We start from the raw sequence: 24,868 nt of genomic DNA, 5'->3' as shown, positions 1-24,868 counted from the left end.
TTTTTTTACCTGTCATGCTTTCACCTCCTCACTAATATTATACCATAAACAAAGAGGTTAGACAAACATTTGTTCTTGTTTTTAGAATATTTAATGTCTAAATATAATACTTAAAATTCAATACCGTCTTCTCTTTCCTCGGGGCAAGCCCTCGAGGTTTGCGAGCAGACTTTCATTCTATCACTAACTCAAAATGTCTTAAGGCCAATTCAGCTGCTGTTAAGGATTTTAAGGCACAGCTTCCCTTAGCTCCATCACAATAAACCCCACTTGTATCACTGATTAAATTATTTATAGCTTTTTCTATCTTATCAGCTTTTCCGGCCAGATAAAGTAAAGCTGCCAGCACCCCTGGAGCTGCAGCATAAAAAAGTCCACAGAGCGCAGAAAGTCTGCCCACATATATTTTAGCATAATGTCCAACCAGATGAGCAAGCATGGTTGCCTTAAAGATTTCTTCCTCAGACAGCTCAAAATAATATTGAGCACTATAATAACTGACAAGCGAAATAAAAATTCCCTGATTACCACTGCCAGAAGATGCTAAAGCTGGAGAAGCTGCTCCTGCCATTCGGGCTCCTGTACCATCTGCTGCCTTAGCAGCAATTTCATTTAATTCAGAAAAATCAGACCGTTTTCTATATTTATTCCCCACACCAGAACCAATGCCCTCTCTACCTGCCCTGGCAATTGTAGAATTCAATTTATATCCATCTTTTAACAGCTGAAACTGACTTTCTGAAAATTCAGCTTCCAGCAGTTCAATCAGCTGGTAAATATTCATTTCCTTGAGTCTTGCATCAAGCTCTTTAACTTCATTATCAGTGGAATCTATACTCTCATTTTGATAAGTTATTTTACCATCAACTTCAATCTCTCTCAAGTCATCATGATTACCTTTGATTAGGGCTCTCACCTGATTATCGGCTTCAATAAAAGCTTCCACATATACAGGCATTTTATCTTCTAAAACTTCGAACTCTACTTTATCAATAATCTCAAGGGCCTGATCGAGTTTATCCTCCAGATCAGCTAAAATAGTAAGTTTCCTCTCCAAAGGGTTATCAGCAAAATAACCAAGGGCAGCAGCTGTTTTATTTCCGTAATACTTATTGATTCCCGGAAGTCCGGTTGACATTCCATTTTTATAGACAAAGCCATCAATTTTAATCTTAATTTTTTCTAACTCACCCTGGCTGTGTTCAGCAGCAGCCGCAACTGCAAAGGCCACAGCCCCAGGCTCAGTACATCCCTGCGCTAAAACCAATTCTTTCTCGGAAAAAACATCAAGTAATCTTTTCATCCGCTCACCCCAAATTATATTTTCTTAAACTATAACTTTTTCTAAAATTATACTCATCTTATATTTTTTCTAAAAATTTTCTTGACGCAATCTTTTTCTTATGCTATTATATTTATTGCAGTTGTAAAAACTGTATAAAAATTTGCCCTCATCGTCTAGGGGTCCAGGACACCAGGTTTTCATCCTGGCGGCAGGGGTTCGAATCCCCTTGAGGGTACCATTTTTGAGATTAAGACAGCCTTTGGCTGTCTTTTTTTATGTTTAATACTACTGAAAAATTGGCAGCAATACTAAAATACCAGAATGCATTTAGCATAACACTTTTTTGCTTTTTCTAAAGCAACACTCCATTATATAACACCCCTAAAAGATTAGGCAATGAAACGCAGAATAATCATTGGCTGTTCTAAAAATCTGCATCTAAATTATGTATTCACCTTCAGCTTTTTTAAAATTTAAAGTACTATTTTAATTAGCTAAATGATAAATCAGATTATAGTCATTTGAATGATAAATGACTTCTTTTTTCTGCTTGAAAATATCTTTGATTTCCCTCCAGTCATCCTCACTAATTAAAATAACAGCTTCCTCATTTTGCTGCAGATAATTAATTAAGCTGTTTTTACTCCCAACATCCTGAATAAAAAAATCAGTATAAACTGCCAGAGTTTCGGGTTGCCCAAACTTATAGGCAGCTATATTTTTAATATTTCTTTCTTCTCTGAGTATTTTTAATTCCTCAGCAATTGGCTTTTTACTGTAATTTTGACTGGCCAGGGGCACAATTAAAAAGCTTAAATTAAGAGAAAAAATCAGCATTAATGCTGTTAAAAGATAAACTAAAGCTAAATATTTCTTTTTAAGATATAATGGTAGAAATACAAGTAGACTAACAATCATAAAAATAAATGTTGGATTTAACAATTGTTTAAGATTGTAACCTTCAATATTTTCGGGAACAAAAAAATAAGCTGCAGTTATAATTACTATGGTTAATAACACCGGAATAACTAAAAATCTTTTATCTGCCTGCTCAGCTATAACCTGTCGGCATAGATAGGCAGTCAAAATAGCAGCAGCCGGATAAATTGGAAGCAGATAAAAAACTAATTTACCACTAAAAAGAGAAAAAAGAATCAGCGGTAGGATAAACCAGCTTAAAATAAACTTGAGTTCTGTAGATATATTCTCATTATATTTAAAAAGATAGACAAAGCTGGAAACTAATAAAAGTGTCCAGGGTAAAAGTGTTACGGGAAGTGTCATAAAATAATAGTAAAAAGGCTCATTGTGGGCAAAAGAATCAACTGCTCGACCAAAAGTCTGCAAAACTACTAAACTATAAATATATTCTCGACCACCAAAAATAAAAGCAGGAATTAACCAGAGTAGAATTACCGATATAAAAATCAGTGCACCTTTAAATAACTTCATTTGCTTTAACTCTTTTAGGTTATTGTCCCAAACTAAAAATCCAGGAATAATAACTAATGGAATCAAAAATCCTGCCGGACCTTTAATAGCAGTTGCAATTCCCATAAATAAATAAAATAAAAGATATAAGTAGTGCTTTTGCTGCTGATATGCCTTAAAAAAGGAAAACAGCGAGGCGACTATAAAAACCATCATCAATAAGTCCATTCTTACAAATATTGATAAACTAAAAAACAGCAGAGTTGTTGCTAAAATTATTCCTGCTAAAAAAGAATATTTTTTTTCTAAAAAAGATTTAGCAAAATAAAAAGTCAATAATATAATTATTATGGCTGAAATAATACTGGGAGCAGCCATTGCTGCAGCAGAATACTCACCAAAAATATTCTTAGCCAGTATCAAGACCCAAAAATAAAAAGGAGGCTTATCGGTATAAATTTCTCCCCCGAGATGTGGTACAAAATAATCTCCAGTTTCTGACATCTCTCTAGCTACTTCTGTATATCTCAACTCATCCCGATAATGGAGGTCACGATCTAAAGTTGAAGGAATAAATAATATAGTACTAAAAATAATTAGTATCAAGAGATAAATATAGTTTTGTTTTAAACCATCTTTAAGAAAATGCAATTAATTCCCCCCTTAAAATTCTGATTAAATCAAAAAATACAAAAAGCTATGTCCGACCGCTCCAGTTACAAGATGCTTCATGATTTTAATCCTGCCCCCAAAAATATATCCTACTTTATATAATCTGTGATAATTATATAATTCTGATTTAACTTTAATATTTCAAATTCTTTTTCTGTTTTTTTGACTAACTGCCCATCAAAACTCTGCCAGTCTTTTGTTTCCACCATTAATGTTATTTTTTCCTGCTCAAGATAAGTTAAAAAATCAGCCTGATTATTTACAACATCTGGCCAGAAATCAAGATAGACCCCCAGAGCAGCAGAATCTCCATCATATTTATAAACAGCAATGTGCTTAATTCCCTCACTATTTAATTCTTTTAACTCTTCAGCAGCTGGTTTTACTGTATAAGTCTGGCTGAATGGCTCAGCCGCTGAAAAAGAAAAATTAAGCAGAAAAACAGTAAATATTATAATTACCAGATAAGATATGTAACTATATCTCTTTTTAAATAATAAAATTAATCCAATTAAGGCGCCTAAAATCCAGCTGCTAATTGTTGGCAGCAAAAGATTTTTTAACGCTATTCCATTCAGTTCCTGCGGGATAAAAAAGCTTCCCAGCGCTAAAAAACCCAGAGTGATAACAGCAGGAATAATAATATAATACTTAGATGCTTTTTTATCTGCAGTCTCTTTAAATAAATAAGCAGCAAGCATTGCTCCAGCTGGATAAATGGGCAGTAGATAAATATCTAATTTACCACTGATTAAAGAAAAGAATATAAAAGTTGTAATAAACCAGCTGAGTAAAAACTTAATAAACCAGGGTAGTTCTTTTCTTTTTCTAAAACAATAAATAAAAGCTGAATATAAAAAGAAAGACCAGGGCAAAAAGGTAAAAGAAAAAGTTTTTAGGTAATAATATACCGGTCTCTGATGAGCAAAAGAATTAACTGTTCTGCCAAAAGTTTGAACAATTAATAACTCGTATGCATAATCTTTACCACCTTTAAGCAGAGCTGGTACCAACCACAGTAAAATTGCAGCTGCAAAAATTAAGGCTCCTTTTTTCAGCTCTAAATTTTTGAATTCTCCAGTGTCTTTTTGAATAAGCAAAAAAACTGGGATTACAATTAAAGGAATTAAAAAACCTGCAGGCCCCTTAATCCAGGTTGATAAAGCCATAAAAACATAAATAAGATAATAAAATTTTTTCTTGTTCTCTGCTGCCGAAGAATAGCCTAAATAAAAAGAAAATAGAGCAGAAATAATAAAAAGCCCCATTAAATGATCCATTCTCACTGTAATGGATAAAGCAAAAAAGTAAAAAGCTGTCATTAAAATAAGTCCGGACAAAAATCCATATTTTAGATTAAAATTTAAACTTCCCCAGTAAAATGTGAGCAGTGCAATTAAAATTCCCGGGATTAAACTTGCAAGCACCACTGCTGTAACAGAATAACCTCCAAATAAAAATCTATTGAAATTTAAAAGCCAAAAATAAAAAGGAGGTTTATGTAAATAAATTTCTCCCCCAAAATGCGGAACCAGCCAGTTACCAGTATCATGCATTTCCTTTGCAACCTCAACATATTTCATTTCTTCTTTCCAGTGTAAATCTCTTTGAAAAGCAGCAGGTAAATAGAGAAGTGTCCCAAAAATTATAATTATTAAAATGTAGATATATGTTTTCTTATTACTATTTATTGAACTAATTTGAACTTCAACTCCTATTTAATGATTTTAATTAAAATATAATAATAAACTTAATAAAAATAAAAACCCCTATTTGCATTAAAATTATATAATAAACTTTTATGTACTTCAAACATTTGTTGAACTTTAGCAGTTCAACTATTAATTACTTTAAAAAAAAGATATATATATTACCATCTGTAAAGAAAGAATCTCCACTAAAATTTTCACCAGTTTGGGCTTCTACCAGTTTTTCCTTTTCTGTCTTTTCAATCAGACCAGTAAGATTCAGGTTATTAGATAAAAATTCTCTTTCAGCATTCAAATCAGGCCTAATCTGATGAATAAATCCCCATTTAGTTTTATCAGTAAAGCTAATAATCCCGGTATAAATTCTGCCCTCATTTTCTAAAGCAAAATTACTCTTCCAGATTCTGATTTGATGCCTCGCTTTTGAATTACTGGTCTCAGCTATTTTTACAAAGTTAAAATCAGGCACTCTGGAATTCCAAAAAATGGGCGCAATTGGAGAATTCGAATAATCTCTCTGAAAAAGTTCAGCCTTAGCCAGTCTGTAAAGATTATAGAAATTTACTTCATCAGCAGTCTCCCAGCCGCCAGAATGAAAAAGTTTAGCTATTTTTTTCTCATTGTCAGCTAAAATAATAAAACTGATAGGCTCCTGCCTCTCTCCCAGTAAAGACTCAGTATACTTTAAACCTTGACTATCAAAAATACTCATAGTGTTCTCAATATTGATTTCTGCTTTCAGCTGTTCTTCAGTTGAATTAGGAAACTGATAGCTGTAAGCAAAGAAAAAGTACGAAGCAGTTACTATTAAAATAATTACGGTAGATATTATTTTTTTATATTTAATTGAAATTTTATTTGCAGCTGATTTTTTAATAGTAAATAAGTATTCTGCAAACCCGATGGCAATTATTAACCAGATTGCTCCCACCAAATATCCTGCCCAGACATCACTAAAATAATGAACCCCCAGATAAAGCCGACTAAAACCAATTAATACTATGCTAAATAAAGTAATAAAAAAAATATTTATTTTGGACTTTAAATTTTTTCTGTTTTTAATTAAAAAATAGGCAAGAAATCCATAAAAAGCAACTGCTATAGTCGCATGTCCGCTGGGAAAAGAATAAGAATATTCCTCATACACGGCAGCTGCAGGTCTTGGCCTCTGAAATATAATTTTTCCTGCTGCAGTAAAAACAGTACTTCCAACAACACTTATTATAATAGCAAAAATATAATTTTTTTTATTCCAGATCCAGAAAAGTATAACTGCTGCAGCTAAAAAAGTTGTAACAACCTGCCATTTACCAAGCAGGGTTATCCAGCGAAAAATAGAACTAAGGTCTGAATTTCTAAAAAGCACTAACGAACTTTCTATTTTTAAATCAATCTGAGTAATAATTTCAGAATTAATCAGATCTTCAACAATACCCCCAAATAATGCAAGGACGTAGATTAAAGAAATTGAAAGCAGAGTTAAGGGTAAACCTAAAAATTTGTTTTTATCAAATCTTTTTTCTAAAAATGAAAAGAATTTGCTGTGGTTTTCCATAAACTTCTGCAGCTCTGTGTTTGCCAAAATTGAATTTTTTATCGAATGCCCGATAGAAATAAAGATTTGATAAATTATTCTTCCCTGACGCACTGCAAACCATTTTAATAAATAAATAAGAATTATAAAAATAATAAAAACACTGAAAAATAGGGTTACTCTTGTAGACCACAATGTAACCAGCTGCCAGGATCTGCCAAAGAAATATCCCAGAGCAATGTGAGTCCCTGCCCAGAAGAATCCACTCAAAATATTCCAGAATAAAAATACCTTTAGATCAAGTTCAAATACACCTGCAATAAAGGGAACAATTGGCCTGACCCAGCCAATAAATCTTCCTAGAAAAACACCTTTTGCACCATACTTTTCAAAAAAATCTTTCCCCTTTGCTAATAGTTCTGGCTTAAAAAATCTATTTTCAGCTTTAAAAGATATTTTATCACTTCCACCCAGATGAAAACTAAAACTATCTCCCAGAATAGAGGCTAAAACTGCAGAAATAAACAATATCTTTATATTAATAATTCCATGAGCAGCGAGAAAACCGCCAACAATTACCCCAATACTTCCCGGAATAATCAAACCGATAAATGCAAAGGACTCAAAAAAAGCAAGTATAAATATTAAGAGATAACCAAAAATTGAGTAATTACTAATTAAGTTGATTAGATAATTATATAAATTTGTCATAAATATTACCTCTTTAATCTTTGGAAAATAGTAAGCAAATAAGCATAAGCAACATCAAGATTCATCCACCAGCGCAGTAGAGTACCTTTTAGAAATCCGTACTTTTTTTCTTTAAGAGTTTGATAGTATTCAAATTTCTCCCATCCATAGCCATTACCTCGTCTTTTAGCAATAAAATTAAGTCCAGCTTCTACACGATAACGGTATTTAAAATGTTCAGGCAATTCATTCCAGAGTTCACGTCTTACTGCGCGCTCACCAGAGTTAAGGGCAAATAAAGTTACTGCTTTCTGCATAAAGTTATTTCTTACCCCAATATACATATCATATTTTCTTTTAGCAACAGGTTGAATAATCTGAGCAACAATTTCAACTGTTAAATCTTTTAGATCAGCATCACAGAAGAATAATATATCTGCCTCAGTATTCTCAACTCCCTGCTGCATTGACTGAGCCTTCCCCCTGTTGGTATCATTTTTTATCAATTTAACTCTTTCAAATCTGCTCACCACTTCTGCAGTATTATCTGTTGAGCCGTCATCAATAACAATAATTTCGTTTAAAAACTCAGCCTGAGTTAAGACATCCAAAACCCGATCTATATTCTGAGCTTCATTATAAGCTGGAATAATAGCAGCTGTTGTATCCTCATTCTTATTTTTTTCTTTATTAATATTTTGATAAAAATCTGTAATATTTTTGTAAATTTCGGAACTTTTTTTCGAAAAAAATAGATTATGATTTTTATTATCTATAATTTCTATATAATGAGGAGCTTCAATTTTACGGCTGATATACCCAATTGCTTTATAATTGCCTATTGGATCATTTTTCGAATGAATTGTAAAAACTGGACATGTTATTTTAGAGAGTTCTTTTTCTAATAAATTATTTGCCTTTTTAATAATTTTTAATCCATTTGCATGCATTTGATTATAATAAAATGTGTTTTGGCGGATTTTCTCCTCTTCATCTGGTAATGGTTTTGTCCAGTACTTCTTAAAAAAACCAAGCAGTGATAAACCAGGAATATTAAAGGGAAATTTTAATTTATATGGTAAGCAGACATTAAACACTCCATCTACAGGAAATTTGCTGGCAAAATGCAGTGCCATTTGAGCTCCAAAAGAAACCCCCCCGAGAATAATTTCATCATATTTTTTTAAATCGCTTTTTAGTTCAGCTTCAATTTGATTAATAAAATCTTTTAAACCTATATTATCAAGGGCCTGGACTGTTCTACCATGTCCCTTGAGAAGCATTACTTTAACATTTACAGCAAGAGTATTACTTAAATATTCTGGTAAACCGTTAAAGTCTGTTGGACTCCCTGTATAACCATGGATTAAGAAAAATAAAGCTTTAGAATCATTTTTCAGCTCTATATTAATCATAGAATCAACTCCAATAATTGAATTAAATTCAATTTTAATTATCTCTTTTTAATATATTATGTCATTATATAATTAGTATAATGCCCCCTGATTACAATAATTAATTTGACAACTCAATCATATTAAAAATATATTAAAACCAAAGACAGATGAACAAAATTATAATTTTTTTGCGCTACCATTCCCAGAGAGGAATAGTCTGAAAATATCAGCTGAAAATCATACTATAGATTCTAGAAGACTATCTCTTATAAATTTTGAATTAGCCTTTTTGAATACCAAAAAATTCTCTTATTTTATTTTTTGTTTCCACAAATTTTCTTCTCTTCTGGCGGGCTTCACTTACTTTTTGGTAGTAGTACTTCCAATTTCCCGGGGCATAATTTTTAAAGAAAATTTTCTTTTCCTGATCAGTAAATTTTAAACGCTTGAGATCATTTATCTTATCTTTTTGAGAAAGCTCGTCTTTAATCCGACCTCTATTTAAATCTATATAATACAGTTTTGGCTTAGTTTCAAAATCCTTAACCAGGATATTTCCGGCATGCAGATCATTATGAACAATATTGGCTTGATGCATTCTCTTAACTTCTTTTCCAAGCTGGGGCATCAGTTCTTTAATTTTATATCTTTCAGGATGCTCAAAATCCTTTGCAATATCCAGCATATTAAAATCATAATCAACATAATCAGTTAGATAATAACTGAAAATCAGCTCATTGGTTTTACCCCTTTTTTCTATTACAGCAAGTGGTCCCGGAGTTTTAAGTCCAGCTTCCTTTAAGGCTCTTGCTATTTTTAAAGAACGTTCTGCTTTAGAGGGAAGCAGGCGAAAGCGTAGTTGATCATAGGTCTTTTCAAGGTGAAATTCTTTTACTGCTATTTCCTTTCCCAAAATTTGATCATCGATTTTAGTAATTGTATTTCTTTTATCATATAGAACTTCTGCCTGATCTAAACTATTCATATTTATAAATTGATTTATAAAATTATCAAGCCATCTCTCTGAAATATCACTGCGGATCACTATATTTATTCCATCTTTTTGATAAGAAATAAACGAAGTATTTTTCAAATTCATTATAACTCATTTTCCTTTTCATTTTTTATAAGATATAAATTACGGAGATAAATAAAAGATCCCGTTGACTGTCCTAAAATAAAAACAGGATCCCTTCTATGGACAGCATATACTAATAATATCAAACTTCCACAGATGCTGAGATACCAGAACGCAATCGGAATAACACTTTTTTTAGCTTTCTCAGAAGCAATCCACTGCACAAAAAATCTCATTCCAAACATTATTTGTCCCACAAACCCAACTACTAACCAAACCATATAATTAATCCTCCTTAAATCGGCAGCTAATAAAACGGTTTATCATCTATTTTTTACTGCTCCTATCACTACTGCCCGTCATCTAGATATATAATTTTGCAGTTCTATTCTTTTTTCATTATTCCTCAGCCATTCTATTATCAGAATCTAAAGAGCTGTTTGTTAAAAGAGGGTTTTCAATCAAAAGCAGCGTGTCATCACTGCCAACCCTGTATTTATTAACTTTAAAACCCTGATAGTCATTCTGTTTAAAATTATCATATAATTTTTCAGCTTCATTAATTATTAAAATTTGATTTCCTTCAGAGTTAAGAAATTCTCTTGCTTTTTCTGCTTCAGAAAATATTTTATCATAATAGATTCCATTATAAAAAACAAAGCCGCTGTCATTATTTAACGAACCCCATAATCCAACTTCTGCACTTTCATTATAGGCTGCTGCCAGATCTTCAGCCAGATATCTTTCAGATTTAACAGTATTTAAAGTTGGTAAAAATAAGGTTTTTAACATAATAATCAAAATTAAAGAAAACATGACTAAGGAACCAAACATGTATCTTTTTTTAGTAAAAATAGACAGCAAAAAGACAATCCCTGCTCCAGTGAATAAAAAATATAAGGACTGATATAAAGTAAAAAAGCTGCTGTTTTTATTTAATTGAAAATCAAGTTCTTCTGCAATTAAAGCTTCTCCATTTAAATATATGTAAATACCGGCAGTTAAAAATAAGATTATTAAAATCAGCATCGGAATAATTATAGATTTTTTCTCTTTAATTTTGCCATTTAAATGCTGTTTAAAAAACCAGCCGACAATTATAGCAAAAAATGGATATAACTGCAGTAAATATACATTTCTCTTACTGCCAATCATAGAAAAAACAATAAAAATAACTAAAAACGAAACAACCGAAAAATCTAAAAGAGTATTTCTTTCATTTTTCAGCTTCTTATAATAATATAAAGCTGGAACAACAAAAAAGGACCAGGGTAAGGCGACCATTGGAAAATTAATCAGGTAATAATAAAAAGGCTGTGGATGTCCCTGAGAACCAGTAGAATAACCAACTAATTGATCTAAAACTGTAATTTCAAAATAGGAATATCCCGCTTTTTGATAGGCAAAAAATAACCAGATTAATGCCGGCAGCACCATAAAAAATAGGGAGGCTAGCCAGGGAATTTCCTTTAATTTTTTTGCTTTTTTATTTATTAATAAATAAACTGTCAGGGTAATAAGGGGTAAAATTGAGATCGGACTTTTAACTACTGCCCCCAATCCCATCAGAAAAAAAGCAAATATAGTTGTTAATTTATTATTCTTAAAATCGGAGTGATTTTTAAATAATATTAATCCAGCCAGAGTAGTACAAAAGACCAGAGGAATATCTAAATTTATTTTCATAGCCAGCCAGAAAAAATTAATAGTTGTAGCAAGAATAATTGTGCTTAAAACAGCTGTTTTTAAACCATCTTTTTTGAGAACAAAATATGCTAAACTTAATAATAACAAAACTGAAATAATAATTCCAGGCATTCTAACTGCAGTTACTGAAAACTCTCCAGCTAATATTCCACTTAAGCCAATTAAATCGAAATATGTGGGTGGCTTTTCATAATAAATTCTATTATTTAAATGAGGAATTATCCAGTGACCATCAACAGCCGCCTCTCTCCCTACCTCAGCATATCTTGGCTCATCCGGAGACCATAGATCATAGGCTCCTATATTGAAAATATAGACTAAGAAGATACTAATTACCAGTATTAATATAGTTAAAGTCGCTTTTCTGTTTAATTCCAAAATATTATCCTCCCCATTTTACCAAATTTTTAAATTAAAAACCAAAAAAATATTTTAATAATTAATTTATATCTCTTATAAGTCTAATTATTATAGCATGATTAATAAATTTTCTGCAGCCATTCCACTTCTCTTTCTAAACCCTCTTCAAAAGAAACCCGGGGCTGATATCCTAATAGTTTCTCCGCTTTTGATGTGTCAGCAGAGGTATGTTTTACATCACCTTTAACTTTTTCTGTGTAATTGATTTCTGTCTCACAATTAGTTAGTTCTTTAATTAAATCTAGAGTCTCATTTAAAACTATACCTCTGCCTGAACCACCAATATTAATAATTTCTCCCGCTGGTGCTTTTTTTGCAGCCAGAATATTAGCTCTAGCAATATCACCAACATAGGTAAAGTTACGGCTCTGTCTGCCATCTCCAAAAATATTTATTTTTCCTCCGGTTAAAAAAGCTTTGATAAAAATATGAAAAGCCATATCAGGTCTCTGTCCTTCTCCATAAACAGTAAAGTATCTTAGAGAAACAGTAGGTACCTTAAAATTCTTATAATATAGATAAGCCAAGTTTTCTCCAGCTAATTTAGAAACTCCATAAGGAGAAACTGGCTGCAATCTATTATCTTCCTGCATCGGCAATTGATCAGTATCACCATAAACTGAAGAAGAGGAAGCATAAACAAATTTTTTGAGGTTTTCAGCATCTTTTGCCGCTTCCAGCAATTTCTGGGTTAGAAGAATATTGTTCTGATTGTATATCTCAAAATCTTCGCCCCAGCTGGAACGGACTCCCGCCTGAGCTGCCTGATGATATACATAATCTACATCTTTTAATAAATTTTGCAGATCAGTTTTTAGAAGATCCTTTTCTAAAAAAGTAAAATTAGAATTATCTAATATAGTTTCTATATTTCTTTCTTTTAAATCACGGGAATAATAATCAGTAAAACAATCTATACCAATTACCTCTTCCCCTGCCGCCAGTAATTTTTGTGCCAGATTAGAACCAATAAAACCTGCTGCTCCTGTTATTAAGTGTTTCAATTATAACCCTCCAGATTAATTTAATTTTTGCTCAAATATTTTCTCTTCAATATTATCAATCATTTTTTTGAATGTATATTTATCAGCAGCTATTTTTGCCGATTCCTGTCCTAACTTTGCTCTCTCTTTATTTTCTATCATCTTTATTACTTTAGCCGCAATATCATCAGGGTTTTTGTTTTCTGCTATATAACCATTAACTCCATCCTGAACAAATTCCGGTATCGTGATTGCCTCTGTAGAAACTATAGGTAATCCTGCCATCATTGCTTCCAGTATTACCCAGGGCGAACCCCCTTCATAAATTGCAGTATGAACCATAAAATCTGCCTGTTTTAAAATAGAAGGTATGTCGTTTCTAAAACCGGTAAAAATAATCTTGTCTTCTATTCCCAGCTCTTTAGCTAGCTCCAGATATTCATTTTCTTTTCCACCCAACTTACCAACAAATAAAACTTTAAAATTTTGATGCTTTTTTAAGATTTTAGGAAGAGCCTCAATTAAATATTGCTGAGCTTTTTGCCGGCAGAGTCTACCAATGTTTACTAATATTAATTCATTATCCTTTATTTTATATTCTCTTCTTATATCTGATTTAAGCTCGGGATTTAAAAAATTATCTTTCTTAACCCCTTTATATACTAATTTTTGTTTGCTCTTATCTAAAACTCCTTCAGGAATATCTTTCAAATTCATATCTCTAGTAATTTTAGAAATCGACATAAAATCTGTAATAAAGTATTTTAAAAATAATCGATTATAAAATTTATTTTTTATAGGTTTGGCGATTGCTCTACGATAAATTATTTTTTCTGTCCCTGCAATTTTCCCTGCTATTGAACCATATTTAAAATGGGATGATTGAGCTAAAAACATAGCATCAATACTATTATTTTTAAGATAATTAACTAGAAAATGAATTCTAAATGGGTTTAAAAATGTTCCATCTCCAATATGTTCAATTCCGGTGACATTAAAGCCCTGTTCAATAGATTTATTATAAAACTCAGAATCACTTTGAGCTAAAATAAATATGTTATAATTTCTCTTCTGTAAAGCAGCCGCAGTTTTATAAAACCAGGCTTCTAATCCACCCCAGCCGGTTCCAGTATTCATGATTAATATATTTTTTATCATAATACACATCCTAATTACTTTTTAAAATATTTTAATATAAATATCTAACATCTTTTGATAATTATCTTTTTTACCATGCTTTTGCATTTTATGACTTGCATTTTCAGAAAAACTTTCTCTCAAATCTGTGTCTTCTAACCTCTTTATATATTCAACCATTTTTTTTATATTATCAGGCCTATCTAAAATATATCCATTTTTTTTATTTTCAATCACTCCAGATGCACCATTATCTACAGTAGTTATAACAGGCAAACCAGAAGCCATTGCCTCTAAAGTAACATTGGCACAGGGATCATATATTGATGGGAATACAAAAACATCTGCAGCCGCATAATACTTTTCAACTTCTCTTACAGGACCAATAAATCTGCATCTGTCTAAAACAGATAACTCTTCTGCTTTAGATTTGAACTTATCTATGTCACCCTTACCTACTATCAGAAGTTTAGCACTTTTTGTATTTTTAAGTGACTCTAATACATACTTGAGTCCTTTTCTTTTAAACCCAGTTCCTAAAAATAATAAGACATAATCATTTTCACTTAAATCATGTTTATTTCTGATTTCTTGAGAAAATTTATTTTTATTATTTGGATTAAATTTTTCTATATCTACACCATTATGATTAACTATAATATCATTTTCGGGAACATCATATATTTTAATAATATCATCTTTAACCATTTGAGAAACCGCGACTATTTTTTTGTAGTTACCCTTTTTAAAATCTTCAGCTTCATAATAACGAGTAAAAAAATCCTGAAGAGATAACTTATATTCAAGCTTTTTTTTGAATTTATACAACGGATTTTCTAGACTAGATAAATATTTATCTAAAAAAACCTGATGACAACCTCCGCCAATCCTAATTACATCTCCAAATCCAAGTCGAGAAAAACTCTGGATTATATCAAAATTATGTTTTTTTACTTCTCTTTTTGCAGATTGAGCAAATATATGTTTATCTATTCCTAAATGTTTTCCCCAGGCAGGAACAAGATGATAAGTAATCCCTTCTGATTTAGAACTCTCATCAATATTTCCAGTTATAACATGCACCTCATGTCCTTTTTTAACTAAAAATTTTGATAAACCAACCATATATCTTTCCGTTCCACCATGAGTAGTATATTTTTTATGTATTAATGCTATTTTCATAATTTTTCTCCTGCTTTAATTAATTATGAGACTTGATTAATAAAGTCAATAATTTTTTCCCCTCTTTTTTCCCAGGTCAGTTCTAAAGCTCTTTTAAATATATATTTCGACTTTTTATCATATAAATCATTTTCTAAAGACAGTGATTCAATAGCTGTTGCCAATTTATCTTTTTCTCCTTTTTTATAAAATATTCCTCCTTCTGACGTAACAATTTCTCTTATAGTAGGTAAGTCACTACCAATTATAGGAATCCCATATGAAAAATAATTAAAAATCTTCATCGGTGAAGTTATATACCTATTATAAAATGTATCTTGAGCTGGTACTATTCCAATTTTTATTTGCTTGAGATAATCTTCCAATTTTTTTCTACTAACCCATCCTGTTATTTTGAAGCGATCTGAAATTCCTAATTCTTTAGCTAAATCAGAATATTCTTGAACAATTTTTTTGTTTCTTCCTCCAACTAATAATAATTTTAAATTTTTATTTTTCACTAATTTAAAGGCGTATAAAATTTCTTTTACCCCCTTTGAATCATCTAAAGATCCCACATAGCCAATATACTCGTTAATCCATGGATCATGATCTTGATTAACATTTTTGACACCAGTTCGTGCTAAACAATAATTATTTTGATTAATATTATCTTTATAAAGTCTTATTTGCTCTTTTTGAAGACAAATAATTCCATCTATTTTTGGCAAAAAATAATTTTGGATAATAGTTTCTTTTTTTCGATTATTTTTTTCTCTTAAATATGGAGCAACATATAAATGGTGTGTTTCAAAAAATATTTTAGCTTTCGTGATTTTTTTCAGTAAATAAAGATAAGGCAAAAAATTTGTATTCATAGTTATAATTGCATCAATTTTTTTCTCTTTTGATAATTTTATTATTTTTCTAAAAGCACTTAAATAAAACATAGTATTTTCTCCAATATATTTGTTATATCTAAGGGGGAAAATATTTAGATTTGGCTTAGGTTTAACTGTAAAATAATTTTCTAAAATAAAATTAATGCTCTTATCTTTATATTCAGTCTCAGAAATTTGAGAAGTTATCATATCAACGTTTGCTCCAGAACTTGCTAAACCATCACATGTTAAAGTACTAAAACTAACACCAGGTCTTTTGGTAGGCCATTTTCTATTGTAAACATGTACAATATTCATTTAATCAATCTCCTTACTTAAATATTGTTTGATTGTTAAATCATTAGTCCCTCTTTGCCCCATTTTTTTAATACCTTATAAGTAAAATAATCAATTTTATTAAACACTTCAATAGTAGAACTTTTGAAAGAGTAATTTTCAACAAGATAATCTAAAAATAATTTTCTATCTGTATCTGTCAGCTTTTTCCCATCCATTTTAGCAAGCCCTGAATAACTATGTGCATTAAACTTAGCCAAGTTTTTTATAATTCTTTTTTCACTTAAATAAATTACCTGCTTAAAGTTATCTACATCAACAAAAGAAAGTTGTAAACCATCATCAAAGTTAAGCAGTACTCCTGGCAGATTTGGGTCACCATTAATATAATTGTTTTTATATAGTTTAGCCCATAATTTAGCCAACTCTATAATAATCTTTTCCTTTTCTTTTTGAGAATAATTTTTATATGCTATAAAATCCTGTAAATTTATTCCCCCAAAATCTTTAGTTATAAAAACACTATCAATTTTAATTGGACTATGTTTATATTCAGCTGCAAGTATGGGCTTAACAACTGTAATTCTTTTTTCAATTAACTCATTACTGATTTTGAAAGCTCTATAGGCAGAGGATTTCCTAAAGATATTTTTTATTTTTTTTTCTAAATTTCTATAACTATATTTTTTAAAGTAATAATTTTCAGAGCCAATATTTACTTTAAAAACTTTTCGCTGGCTGCTCATTTTTACAGGTTCAAAAGATTTATTTGAGATATTAATATTTTCCAAACAATATTTAGCCATTTCTATAATTTTATTTGAAGGTGCTTTATTATAGTAAAAATCTATATTGTCAGACTCATAACTCTTAATTTTCATTATAGAACTCCTCTGCTTTTAGTTTGATAGTTCAGGTTTTCTTTCATTAATTTTAACTATAATCACAGCTAAAGCAATAAAAAACCATAGAGTCCTACCCACTACTGACTTTGAAAAATTTGATTCAGTCATTCCCTGTATCATAAAAGCCCCTATAAAAGAAGACATCGTTCCTAAAATAAACAATCTAGAAAACTTATCTTCAATTTTTTCATAACCTATATATAAATATTTTAGGATACTAAAAAATAAATAAAGTAGTGCAGAAAACCCTAAAATCCCTGTTTCTGATAAAAAATTTAAATATGTATTATGGGCATGTGAAAAAGGATCTACATTAGACTGTTCATATCCTGATTTATAAGCTCTCCTAAAATTATTAATTCCAACACCATTAATTGGATTGTCTCTAAAAATCATTAATGCACTTTTCCATAAACCCAATCTTGTTGAATTACTTTTATTGTTTTCTAAATCCGTAATACTCATTATCCGATCCTGAATAGCTGCAGGAACTAATAATACTACAACTATCAAAACAATTAAAAAAATTGGTATAAATCTCTTTTTATGTAACCAAAAAGTTATTAAAGAACCTCCAACAAAACCTAACCAGGCACCTCGTGTTTGATTTAAAATTAAGGTAACTAAAAGCAGTATTAAAGCAGAGGCAGATAAATAATTATATTTAAGGCTATTTTCAGCAAAAAATAAATATATCATCACAAAAATAGAATACATCAAAAGTAAAGCTCCAAAATCTAGGGCCATAAAAGTTGAGTCTATCCTGCTAACTCCTTGATATAAATACTGATAAAACAACCCATATAATGAGGATAAAATGATAGAAATCAAACCAAAGCCAAACATTTTCTTAACTGTTTTTATATCTTTTACATTGTTAACAACAGTATAAAAAAGTAAAATAATTATTAAATAATCTTCCAATCCTTCTAGACTATTATATAAATCTTTAGTACCTATAAAAGATATTACGATAGCCAGAAAGAGCAACCAAATTGAATTGTTGAAAGGAATGGAAACAAAAATAATTTTTTTAGATTTAAGCTTTATTATAATTAATTTAATAATCCAGGCTAAAAAAGCAAATCCCATCCCAATACTTGATCCAGCTATTGAAATTGCTGAACTAAACATCATAAATAATAAACTTCCTCTTATAAATTTATCAATATATTGAAGTATATTGTCTATATTAATCTACCCCCATATTAATTTAAAAATCTTTTTATATTTTCAATCATTATTTTTAAGCTAAAATTGTTTTCTATAACTTTTCTACCTTTTATTCCAAAATCAATTTTATTTTTTTGCGTTATCATTTTAAGCATCTTAGAAGCTATATCCTCGTTATTTCCAGCTTCAGCTAAATATCCTGTTTCTCCATCTACAATAATTTCAGATATGTTACTGACATCAGTGCTTACAACCGGAAGTCCTGCTGCCATGGCCTCAGCTATGACAAAGCCAAAACCTTCCCAACGGGCTGTATGAACTAAAAAATCAAGCCCAGGCAGTAAATTATAAACATCATCTCTAAAACCAGTAAAAATTATGTAGTCACCTAAACCTTTATCATTAACTAAATTCTTAATTTCTGCTTCTCTTTCTCCATCACCAATTATTAAGACAACAAAATCATCTCTTTCTTGTTTTAATAATTCAATAGCTTCAATTAAAAATTCATGACCTTTTTGATAACTCAAACGCCCAATATTACCTATAATAATTTTCTCATCTTTTATATTAAATTCTGTCTTTAAATCAACTGAATTTTTAACTGCTTGATCTATTTTTTTGATATCTATACCATTATATATTACTTCAATTTTATTTTCATTTAACCAATGCGAAGTATTTTTTAAAATAGTCTCTTTAGTAGCCTTAGAATTAGCAATAATGTCAGTAACACAGTCTTTGAGTAAAAATTTATTATAAAATCTATCTTTGATAGGAATAGCACTTCCCCGCCGATAAATAATCTTATCTAAACCAGCTATTTTACCGGTAACTCCACCAAACTTTAAGTCCTGAGACATATTTAAAAACATTATATCAATCTTTTTTTCTTTTAGAAAGTTTATAAATTTTTTTGCCTTAAAAGGGTTTAAAACTGTGATTCCACTTTTAACTTCAACTGCTTCAGTTTTAAGCCCAGCTTCTTTAGCTCTTTTATACAATTCTGTGTTCTTTCCGGCTGCTATATGAACATTAAACTCAGGATCTTCAGCCAAAACTTTTGCTGTAGTAAAAGTCCATTTTTCTCCTCCACCCCAGATAGGACAGCTGTTTAGAAAAACTATATTTTTCATTAATTTTCATCCCCAAAATTATTTAATTCCCAGAGTTTAATTGCTTTCAAAAATTGATAATAAGCCGATAATGCAGATAAAATCAATCCCTGACTACCAAGCAAAAAACCTCTTTTAAATATTAATTTTTTTATAAACTCTAAAAAGGGCCTTAATAAAATATAAGATATACTAACTGTTTTCCCAGCCCTATATTTTTTCTCTGCATCAAGGGTAGTATATTGATTCATTTTATCTATATAACTTCTTAAATCCTTATAAGTATAATGAATAAAATCATTATTAAGCTTATCTATTTTACCATTTATCTGAGGTGATTCGTGAACCAGTCCTTCATATCTATACTTGCTTTTAAATAATCTCAAAGTATAATCAGGATACCAACCGCAGTATTTGATCCATTTACCTAAAAAGTAATTTTTACGTGCAATCTCATATCCTTCAGCTTCAGGTTGGTTCAAAGTCTCTATTATTTCATCTCTTAACTCCTCAGTAACTCTTTCATCAGCATCAATTACAAATATCCAGTCAGTTTTTACTTTCTCCAAACCAAAATTTCTCTGAGAAGCAAAATCTTTAAATTCATTTTTATAAAAATCAAGATTATCATACTGCTTACATATTTCCTCTGTTTGATCTTCGCTAAAAGAATCAACCACTACAATCTGCTCAATCCAGCTAATACTTTTTAAACACTCAGCGATATTAGATTCTTCATTATAGGTTAAGACTAAAGCACTTAGCTCATTCATCAAATCATTCCCTCAGCTTCAATTCTATCAACTATCATTCCAGGCTTCAACTCCCGCATACACTTAAAATGTTCAAGTGGACATTCATGTTCTCCACAGGGGCGGCAGTTTAAATCAACATTCTTAAATAAAATATTCTTTCCCTGTCCGCGGGGAGCATACATCTCCTCATCAGAAGGCCCAAAAATAGCCGCTGTATTGATTCCGACAGCTGCCGCTACATGAACAGGGCCAGTATCACCACTGACCATCAGTTTCGCTCTTTGTAAGACTGCAGCCAGCTCTAAAAGTGAAGTCTTACCACTTAAATTATAGATCATATTCTGATTATCTATTTTATTACATATATAGTTAACTCTTTCTGTATCAGAAGGACCACCTACAAAAAGAATCATATAATTCTTTTTAGCCAGCTGGTCTGCTATTTCAGCAAAATATTCCTCCGGCCAGCGTTTTGTTTTCCAGCTGCCGCCTGTATTTAAAACAATAAACTCATCTTCTAATTTTAATCCAATTTTTTTCAGCTTAAGCTCAGCCTTTTGCTGATAATCTTCAGCAACATAGAGAGTGGGAAAAACCTTCTCACTATTTTGGGGCTCAATATTTTTATGCCTGCTCTTAGAAGCTATATTATCAGAGATCACCTTATTTTTAACAAAATAATCCTCTAAAAGCTGACTCTGCTGCAGCTGATCTAAAAATTCTAAATAAAATTCTATCATATGTGAATTTATATTTTTTTCTACTTCTTCATCTAAAAAGATACCTCTACCCTTACCTCCATAACCAATACTTTGTGCAGGTGAAATTAATTTTAAGAGCAGAGCAGTTCTCCAGTTACCATGAATATTGATTCCCAGCTGATAATTATTCATTTTCAGCTTTTTAGCAAAGTTATAGGAGCGGGCAGTCGGCCAATTTTTATTGTAGCTGTAAACATGATCTATATTATTATTAGCTCGCATTATCCCAGAAAAATTACTATTTGCCACCAGGTCAATTCTGGCTTCTGGAAATAGTTCTCTCAGTCCTTCAAAAAAAGGATGGGCAAATAATAAATCTCCCAGATATAAAAGGTCTATAACTACTATTCGCTTAATCTCTTTCATCATTACCATTCCTTCTAATTAAAATCTTAAACTTCTAATTTCTGTTTGGCAATCCTTAAAACCTGCTCTACTGTTATTGACTTCATACACTGGAGTTTGCGGCTGCAGTGCCTATCCCAGCAGCGGATACATTCTAAACTGTTATCCTGAATCACGGTATGACCCTCACCATAAGGACCATGAGTATCTGGATCGGTCGGACCCATCAGAGAAATAACATTTAAGCCTACAGCAGCTGCAAGGTGAGTCGGGCCTGTGTCTCCACCAATATATAAGGAAGCACGATTGTAAATTTCTGTCAGCTCTTCTAAATCAGTTTTACCAGCTAAATTACTATAACTTTTTTTATCTAGGGCTTCAAAACTATCAACTGCCTCTTTATCCCCCGGGCCACCGGTAAAAATAACATAATAGCCAGCTTTAATCAGTTCGTTAGCCAGCTGAAAATAACGCTCTAAAAACCAATTTTTAGATTCCCAGGTGGTAAAGGGATTGATAACTACTAATTTTTTACTTTGATCAATATTTACTGATTCAAAGAGGCGGCTGACCCGACTCCGAATAATAGGAGTCATCTTTAAACCATATTTAACCTCATCAGTCTCTGCCTCTAAGGCAGAAGCAAGATGTAAATTTCTTTCAATTTTATGCATTTTTTTAGCAGGAATATCTATTTTCGCCTGATAGAAAAAGGTACTTAATTCTCTACCATCAGCAGGACCAATACGGAGTCCAGGTTTAATTAAAAAAGAACTTAAGGCACTCTTGAATAAACCGTGCAGATCGAGGTTAATATCATATTTTTTCTTCTTCATTTCCCTAAAAAATTTAAAAAAAGACTTAATTGTGCCAATAAAATCATGGCTCAGCATTTCCCGCCACTGCTTACGGGGCAGCAGAATAACATTATCTAAATAAGGATTTAACTTAACAAGTGGATAAGCCTTAGCTTCAACCAACCAGTCAATCTGAGCGTCCGGGAATTTTTTCCTTAAAGCATAAGCTACAGGTAAAGCATGAATCACATCTCCAATAGCACTCAACCTGGTAATTAAAATCTTTTCTCCTTTATTCTCCTGCATCAGAATCTACTCCCTGTTTTAGTAAGACATCTATCAGCTGCAGCTGTTTGCGAACTGAGCCTCTATTTTTTTCAATTACTTCAGCCGCTTTTTCTGCTCTCTGCTCTCGATACTCATCATTTGCCAGAAGCTGATAAGCTTTTTCATAAAAATCATCAGCATCTTTTATTTCAAAAGCCACTTCATTATCCAACAGAAAATCTCTTTCTTCTTTAAAATTATACATGCTTTCACCAAAGAGTACAACCTTAGCTCTAGCTGCTGCTTCGATTACATTGTGACCACCACGATCGATTAAAGAGCCGCCGATAAAAACTAAGTCTGCATAAAAATACAACTGCGCCAGTTCTCCCATTGTATCTATAATTATGAGATCAGTATTTTCGTCAAGCTGAATTTCGTTTCTCTTTAGTTCAGAATAAAGTACTGCTGCTATTTCCTTGTCCTGAGCAAATTTCAATAATTCGTCCCGCCGTTCTACATAACGAGGAGCCAATAATAACTTAAACTGATCAAAATCTGATTTTAGCTGCTGATAAAGATTTAAAATAATCTCTTCTTCACCCTGATGAGTACTTCCTGCAGCCAAAACCTTAGTTTTATCTGTTATTTTTAGCATTTCTCTTTTGACAAAGTACTCGTCTTTCTCTGGGGGCTGAAGCTCAATATCATATTTTAAATTTCCATTGATACAGATATGGTCTTCAGCAGCTCCTAATTCAGCAATTTTTTCGGCTGCCTCCTGATGCTGCATACTAAAAATATCAATCCTGCTTAACATATCATCTAAAAGTGAACCTAAAAATTTATACTGATCAAAAGAATCATCACTAATTCTACCGCTGGCCAGCATTATTTGACATTTCTGTTCATCTAAAGCTTTAATTAGATTTGGCCAGAGCTCGGTTTCAATCATAATAAAAAGATCTGGTTTAAATATCCTAACTGCTCTCTTTACAACCCAATTCAGATCAAAAGGAAGGTAAATAATTAAATCAGCACCTTCAATTTTCTTTTTAGCTAAATTTTTACCGCTGGCTGTCATTGTTGAAAAAATGATTCTAGCCTTTGGATATTTGGCTCTGATCTCAGAAGTTAATTTTTGAGCAGCCAGAGTTTCTCCAGCAGAAGCAGCCTGAATCCAAATCACCTTATCAGCTGGAAATAATAAATCAAGATTTTGATCATAAAAGGCAAAACGTTCTCTTAAGTTTAAATTTTCTCCACTTTTTTTGCTTTTAAAATAATAATAGGGAAGTAAAAAAACTGTTAGTACTGTTAAAATTAAATTATAAATCAAATACATATTTCTCCCCCTCATCTAAGTTCCAGAGTCTCAAAAAATTAATTATATGTTTTCCAGCGCTTATGCAGCCACATCCAATTAGTCGGTGCCTTTCTAATTTCGTCTTCAGTCAGCTTGACTAAATCCTGTAGTTCTTCCTTCAATTCTGACTCTGAAAGATCTTCAGCTATTTTTCGGGGTGGGTAAGCTATAAGTTCATGTTTTAACCAGCCGTGACGATGTAGAAAAACAGGAACAATCACCGCTCCCGTTCTCTGGGCAAATTCCACTGCTCCGGTATAAGTTGAAGCATCTCTACCAAAAAAATTAAGCTTCCAGCCCCGCCCCCGGGCATCCTGGTCACCTAAAAAAGCCACTACCTTATTCTGCTTTAAACTTTTAAATACTTTACGCACAGCAAGACCTTTGGGAATAACTCCAACTCCGCTCTTTTCTCTGATCTGATTTATTTTTTTATCAAAAAGTGAGTTATTTTGCTCTCTTGCAATAGCATCAATTGAAAAACCCTTCTTATCCAGGGCTGCTCCCAGCAGCTCCCAGTTGCCAAAATGGCCGGTATATAAAATTACACCATTTCCCTCAGCTGCTGCTGCTTCTAAATATTCTAAACCCCTAAATTCCACCATTTCTTCTATATCTGCTCTGCTGAAAGTATCCTGCATTAAAAATTCGGTAAAATTATACCCGAGATTTAAATAGACTTTTTTAAGCAGAGATTCGGCTTCTTGATCATTTAAATTCAGCGCTTTTTTTAAGTTAGAAATCACAATTTTTCTGCGCTTAGAAGTTATTAAATAAGCTAATTTGGCAACTCCCATCCCTAAATAACGACCAACTGCGGGTGAAAAATGAGTCAGCAAAAATCTTATTATATTATAAAAAAATATTGCTATTTTATTCTTCATTTTTTACCTCTTTTTAATTAACAAACTCAAACTTCGCACATAAATAACCCTTTTGCACCTTGAAATTTCAATATTTAGCAGAATTTAAGTAATGTGATTTTACTGTTTTAAGCAGATA

20 protein-coding genes and 1 tRNA gene are annotated in these 24,868 nt (G+C 31.4%); 1 reads left to right on the top strand and 20 read right to left on the bottom strand.

Annotated elements, in window-relative coordinates; translation table 11 throughout:
* Nucleotides 1-172 precede the first annotated feature (172 nt).
* Entirely contained in the window at nucleotides 173-1,303 is a 1,131-nt protein-coding gene (locus C7954_RS11705) for an L-serine ammonia-lyase, iron-sulfur-dependent, subunit alpha (RefSeq protein ID WP_089655817.1), read from the bottom strand.
* 144 nt (nucleotides 1,304-1,447) lie between these two features.
* On the opposite strand from C7954_RS11705, the gene C7954_RS11700 reads away from it, so the two are divergent.
* Nucleotides 1,448-1,523: transfer RNA gene (locus tag C7954_RS11700), tRNA-Glu, on the top strand.
* Nucleotides 1,524-1,771: 248 nt separating this feature from the next.
* Here the strand turns inward: C7954_RS11700 and C7954_RS11695 are convergent.
* The 19 genes from C7954_RS11695 to C7954_RS11605 form a co-directional block, all read right to left on the bottom strand.
* Nucleotides 1,772-3,367 (bottom strand): ArnT family glycosyltransferase, encoded by a 1,596-nt coding sequence (locus C7954_RS11695; protein ID WP_134060071.1) that lies wholly within the window; start codon nucleotides 3,365-3,367, stop codon nucleotides 1,772-1,774.
* A gap of 110 nt (nucleotides 3,368-3,477) precedes the next feature.
* Nucleotides 3,478-5,043, bottom strand: coding sequence for an ArnT family glycosyltransferase (locus C7954_RS11690; RefSeq protein WP_338068539.1), 1,566 nt, complete (start codon nucleotides 5,041-5,043; stop codon nucleotides 3,478-3,480).
* A gap of 190 nt (nucleotides 5,044-5,233) precedes the next feature.
* Nucleotides 5,234-7,342 carry an LssY C-terminal domain-containing protein gene (locus C7954_RS11685; protein WP_134060067.1) on the bottom strand — a complete coding sequence of 703 codons (2,109 nt, stop codon included), beginning with the start codon at nucleotides 7,340-7,342 and terminating at the stop codon, nucleotides 5,234-5,236.
* Between the two features lie 5 nt (nucleotides 7,343-7,347).
* Nucleotides 7,348-8,736 (bottom strand): glycosyltransferase, encoded by a 1,389-nt coding sequence (locus C7954_RS11680; protein ID WP_073157509.1) that lies wholly within the window; start codon nucleotides 8,734-8,736, stop codon nucleotides 7,348-7,350.
* A 262-nt stretch (nucleotides 8,737-8,998) separates the two neighbouring features.
* On the bottom strand, nucleotides 8,999-9,817 hold the full coding sequence (locus C7954_RS11675; RefSeq protein WP_134060065.1) for a lipopolysaccharide kinase InaA family protein: 819 nt from the start codon (nucleotides 9,815-9,817) through the stop codon (nucleotides 8,999-9,001).
* Entirely contained in the window at nucleotides 9,817-10,077 is a 261-nt protein-coding gene (locus C7954_RS11670; protein WP_073157502.1) for a lipid-A-disaccharide synthase N-terminal domain-containing protein, read from the bottom strand. The genes C7954_RS11675 and C7954_RS11670 overlap by 1 nt, the downstream gene beginning before the upstream one ends.
* 118 nt (nucleotides 10,078-10,195) lie before the next feature.
* Nucleotides 10,196-11,881 carry an ArnT family glycosyltransferase gene (locus C7954_RS11665; RefSeq protein ID WP_166667723.1) on the bottom strand — a complete coding sequence of 562 codons (1,686 nt, stop codon included), beginning with the start codon at nucleotides 11,879-11,881 and terminating at the stop codon, nucleotides 10,196-10,198.
* A gap of 101 nt (nucleotides 11,882-11,982) precedes the next feature.
* A complete protein-coding gene (locus C7954_RS11660) occupies nucleotides 11,983-12,927 on the bottom strand; it encodes an NAD-dependent epimerase/dehydratase family protein (RefSeq protein WP_134060061.1) in 945 nt (314 codons plus the stop codon).
* Between the two features lie 15 nt (nucleotides 12,928-12,942).
* Entirely contained in the window at nucleotides 12,943-14,064 is a 1,122-nt protein-coding gene (locus tag C7954_RS11655; RefSeq protein ID WP_243833684.1) for a glycosyltransferase family 4 protein, read from the bottom strand.
* Nucleotides 14,065-14,085: 21 nt separating this feature from the next.
* Nucleotides 14,086-15,225 (bottom strand): glycosyltransferase family 4 protein, encoded by a 1,140-nt coding sequence (locus C7954_RS11650; RefSeq protein ID WP_133505515.1) that lies wholly within the window; start codon nucleotides 15,223-15,225, stop codon nucleotides 14,086-14,088.
* 23 nt (nucleotides 15,226-15,248) lie between these two features.
* A complete protein-coding gene (locus C7954_RS11645; protein ID WP_133505516.1) occupies nucleotides 15,249-16,403 on the bottom strand; it encodes a glycosyltransferase in 1,155 nt (384 codons plus the stop codon).
* 35 nt (nucleotides 16,404-16,438) lie between these two features.
* Nucleotides 16,439-17,263 carry a lipopolysaccharide kinase InaA family protein gene (locus tag C7954_RS11640; protein ID WP_133505517.1) on the bottom strand — a complete coding sequence of 275 codons (825 nt, stop codon included), beginning with the start codon at nucleotides 17,261-17,263 and terminating at the stop codon, nucleotides 16,439-16,441.
* Between the two features lie 18 nt (nucleotides 17,264-17,281).
* Nucleotides 17,282-18,424: an O-antigen ligase family protein gene (locus C7954_RS11635; RefSeq protein WP_243833683.1), complete on the bottom strand. Its 1,143-nt coding sequence runs from the start codon at nucleotides 18,422-18,424 to the stop codon at nucleotides 17,282-17,284.
* Between the two features lie 71 nt (nucleotides 18,425-18,495).
* On the bottom strand, nucleotides 18,496-19,596 hold the full coding sequence (locus tag C7954_RS11630; RefSeq protein WP_134060057.1) for a glycosyltransferase: 1,101 nt from the start codon (nucleotides 19,594-19,596) through the stop codon (nucleotides 18,496-18,498).
* Nucleotides 19,596-20,348, bottom strand: a complete 753-nt coding sequence (locus tag C7954_RS11625) for a glycosyltransferase family 2 protein (RefSeq protein WP_134060055.1) — start codon at nucleotides 20,346-20,348, stop codon at nucleotides 19,596-19,598. The genes C7954_RS11630 and C7954_RS11625 overlap by 1 nt, the downstream gene beginning before the upstream one ends.
* Nucleotides 20,348-21,460, bottom strand: coding sequence for a lipopolysaccharide heptosyltransferase II (gene waaF, locus C7954_RS11620; RefSeq protein WP_243833682.1), 1,113 nt, complete (start codon nucleotides 21,458-21,460; stop codon nucleotides 20,348-20,350). The genes C7954_RS11625 and waaF overlap by 1 nt, the downstream gene beginning before the upstream one ends.
* A 23-nt stretch (nucleotides 21,461-21,483) precedes the next feature.
* The gene (locus C7954_RS11615; protein WP_073157480.1) at nucleotides 21,484-22,539 is read right to left on the bottom strand and encodes a glycosyltransferase family 9 protein; all 1,056 of its coding nucleotides are present in this window, start codon (nucleotides 22,537-22,539) and stop codon (nucleotides 21,484-21,486) included.
* A complete protein-coding gene (locus C7954_RS11610) occupies nucleotides 22,526-23,845 on the bottom strand; it encodes a 3-deoxy-D-manno-octulosonic acid transferase (RefSeq protein ID WP_073157477.1) in 1,320 nt (439 codons plus the stop codon). Before C7954_RS11610 ends, C7954_RS11615 begins: the two co-directional genes overlap by 14 nt.
* Before the next feature lie 38 nt (nucleotides 23,846-23,883).
* Nucleotides 23,884-24,750 (bottom strand): lysophospholipid acyltransferase family protein, encoded by an 867-nt coding sequence (locus tag C7954_RS11605; RefSeq protein WP_134060053.1) that lies wholly within the window; start codon nucleotides 24,748-24,750, stop codon nucleotides 23,884-23,886.
* Between the last annotated feature and the right edge of the window lie 118 nt (nucleotides 24,751-24,868).

This window comes from Halanaerobium congolense (assembly GCF_004366375.1).
Taxonomy (GTDB): Bacteria; Bacillota; Halanaerobiia; order Halanaerobiales; family Halanaerobiaceae; genus Halanaerobium; species Halanaerobium congolense.
Note: the sequence above shows the minus strand (reverse complement) of the source record. Positions and strands in the feature narration are given on the sequence as shown.

Excerpts from the sequence above, each read along its gene's own strand:
- C7954_RS11705 (WP_089655817.1), bottom strand. The coding sequence starts at position 1,303 with ATGAAAAGATTACTTGATGTTTTTTCCGAGAAAGAATTGGTTTTAGCG.
- C7954_RS11685 (WP_134060067.1), bottom strand. The coding sequence starts at position 7,342 with ATGACAAATTTATATAATTATCTAATCAACTTAATTAGTAATTACTCA.
- C7954_RS11680 (WP_073157509.1), bottom strand. The coding sequence starts at position 8,736 with ATGATTAATATAGAGCTGAAAAATGATTCTAAAGCTTTATTTTTCTTA.
- C7954_RS11675 (WP_134060065.1), bottom strand. The coding sequence starts at position 9,817 with ATGAATTTGAAAAATACTTCGTTTATTTCTTATCAAAAAGATGGAATA.
- C7954_RS11670 (WP_073157502.1), bottom strand. The coding sequence starts at position 10,077 with ATGGTTTGGTTAGTAGTTGGGTTTGTGGGACAAATAATGTTTGGAATG.
- C7954_RS11655 (WP_243833684.1), bottom strand. The coding sequence starts at position 14,064 with ATGATAAAAAATATATTAATCATGAATACTGGAACCGGCTGGGGTGGA.
- C7954_RS11650 (WP_133505515.1), bottom strand. The coding sequence starts at position 15,225 with ATGAAAATAGCATTAATACATAAAAAATATACTACTCATGGTGGAACG.
- C7954_RS11645 (WP_133505516.1), bottom strand. The coding sequence starts at position 16,403 with ATGAATATTGTACATGTTTACAATAGAAAATGGCCTACCAAAAGACCT.
- C7954_RS11640 (WP_133505517.1), bottom strand. The coding sequence starts at position 17,263 with ATGAAAATTAAGAGTTATGAGTCTGACAATATAGATTTTTACTATAAT.
- C7954_RS11635 (WP_243833683.1), bottom strand. The coding sequence starts at position 18,424 with ATGATGTTTAGTTCAGCAATTTCAATAGCTGGATCAAGTATTGGGATG.
- C7954_RS11630 (WP_134060057.1), bottom strand. The coding sequence starts at position 19,596 with ATGAAAAATATAGTTTTTCTAAACAGCTGTCCTATCTGGGGTGGAGGA.
- C7954_RS11625 (WP_134060055.1), bottom strand. The coding sequence starts at position 20,348 with ATGAATGAGCTAAGTGCTTTAGTCTTAACCTATAATGAAGAATCTAAT.
- waaF (WP_243833682.1), bottom strand. The coding sequence starts at position 21,460 with ATGATGAAAGAGATTAAGCGAATAGTAGTTATAGACCTTTTATATCTG.
- C7954_RS11615 (WP_073157480.1), bottom strand. The coding sequence starts at position 22,539 with ATGCAGGAGAATAAAGGAGAAAAGATTTTAATTACCAGGTTGAGTGCT.
- C7954_RS11610 (WP_073157477.1), bottom strand. The coding sequence starts at position 23,845 with ATGTATTTGATTTATAATTTAATTTTAACAGTACTAACAGTTTTTTTA.
- C7954_RS11605 (WP_134060053.1), bottom strand. The coding sequence starts at position 24,750 with ATGAAGAATAAAATAGCAATATTTTTTTATAATATAATAAGATTTTTG.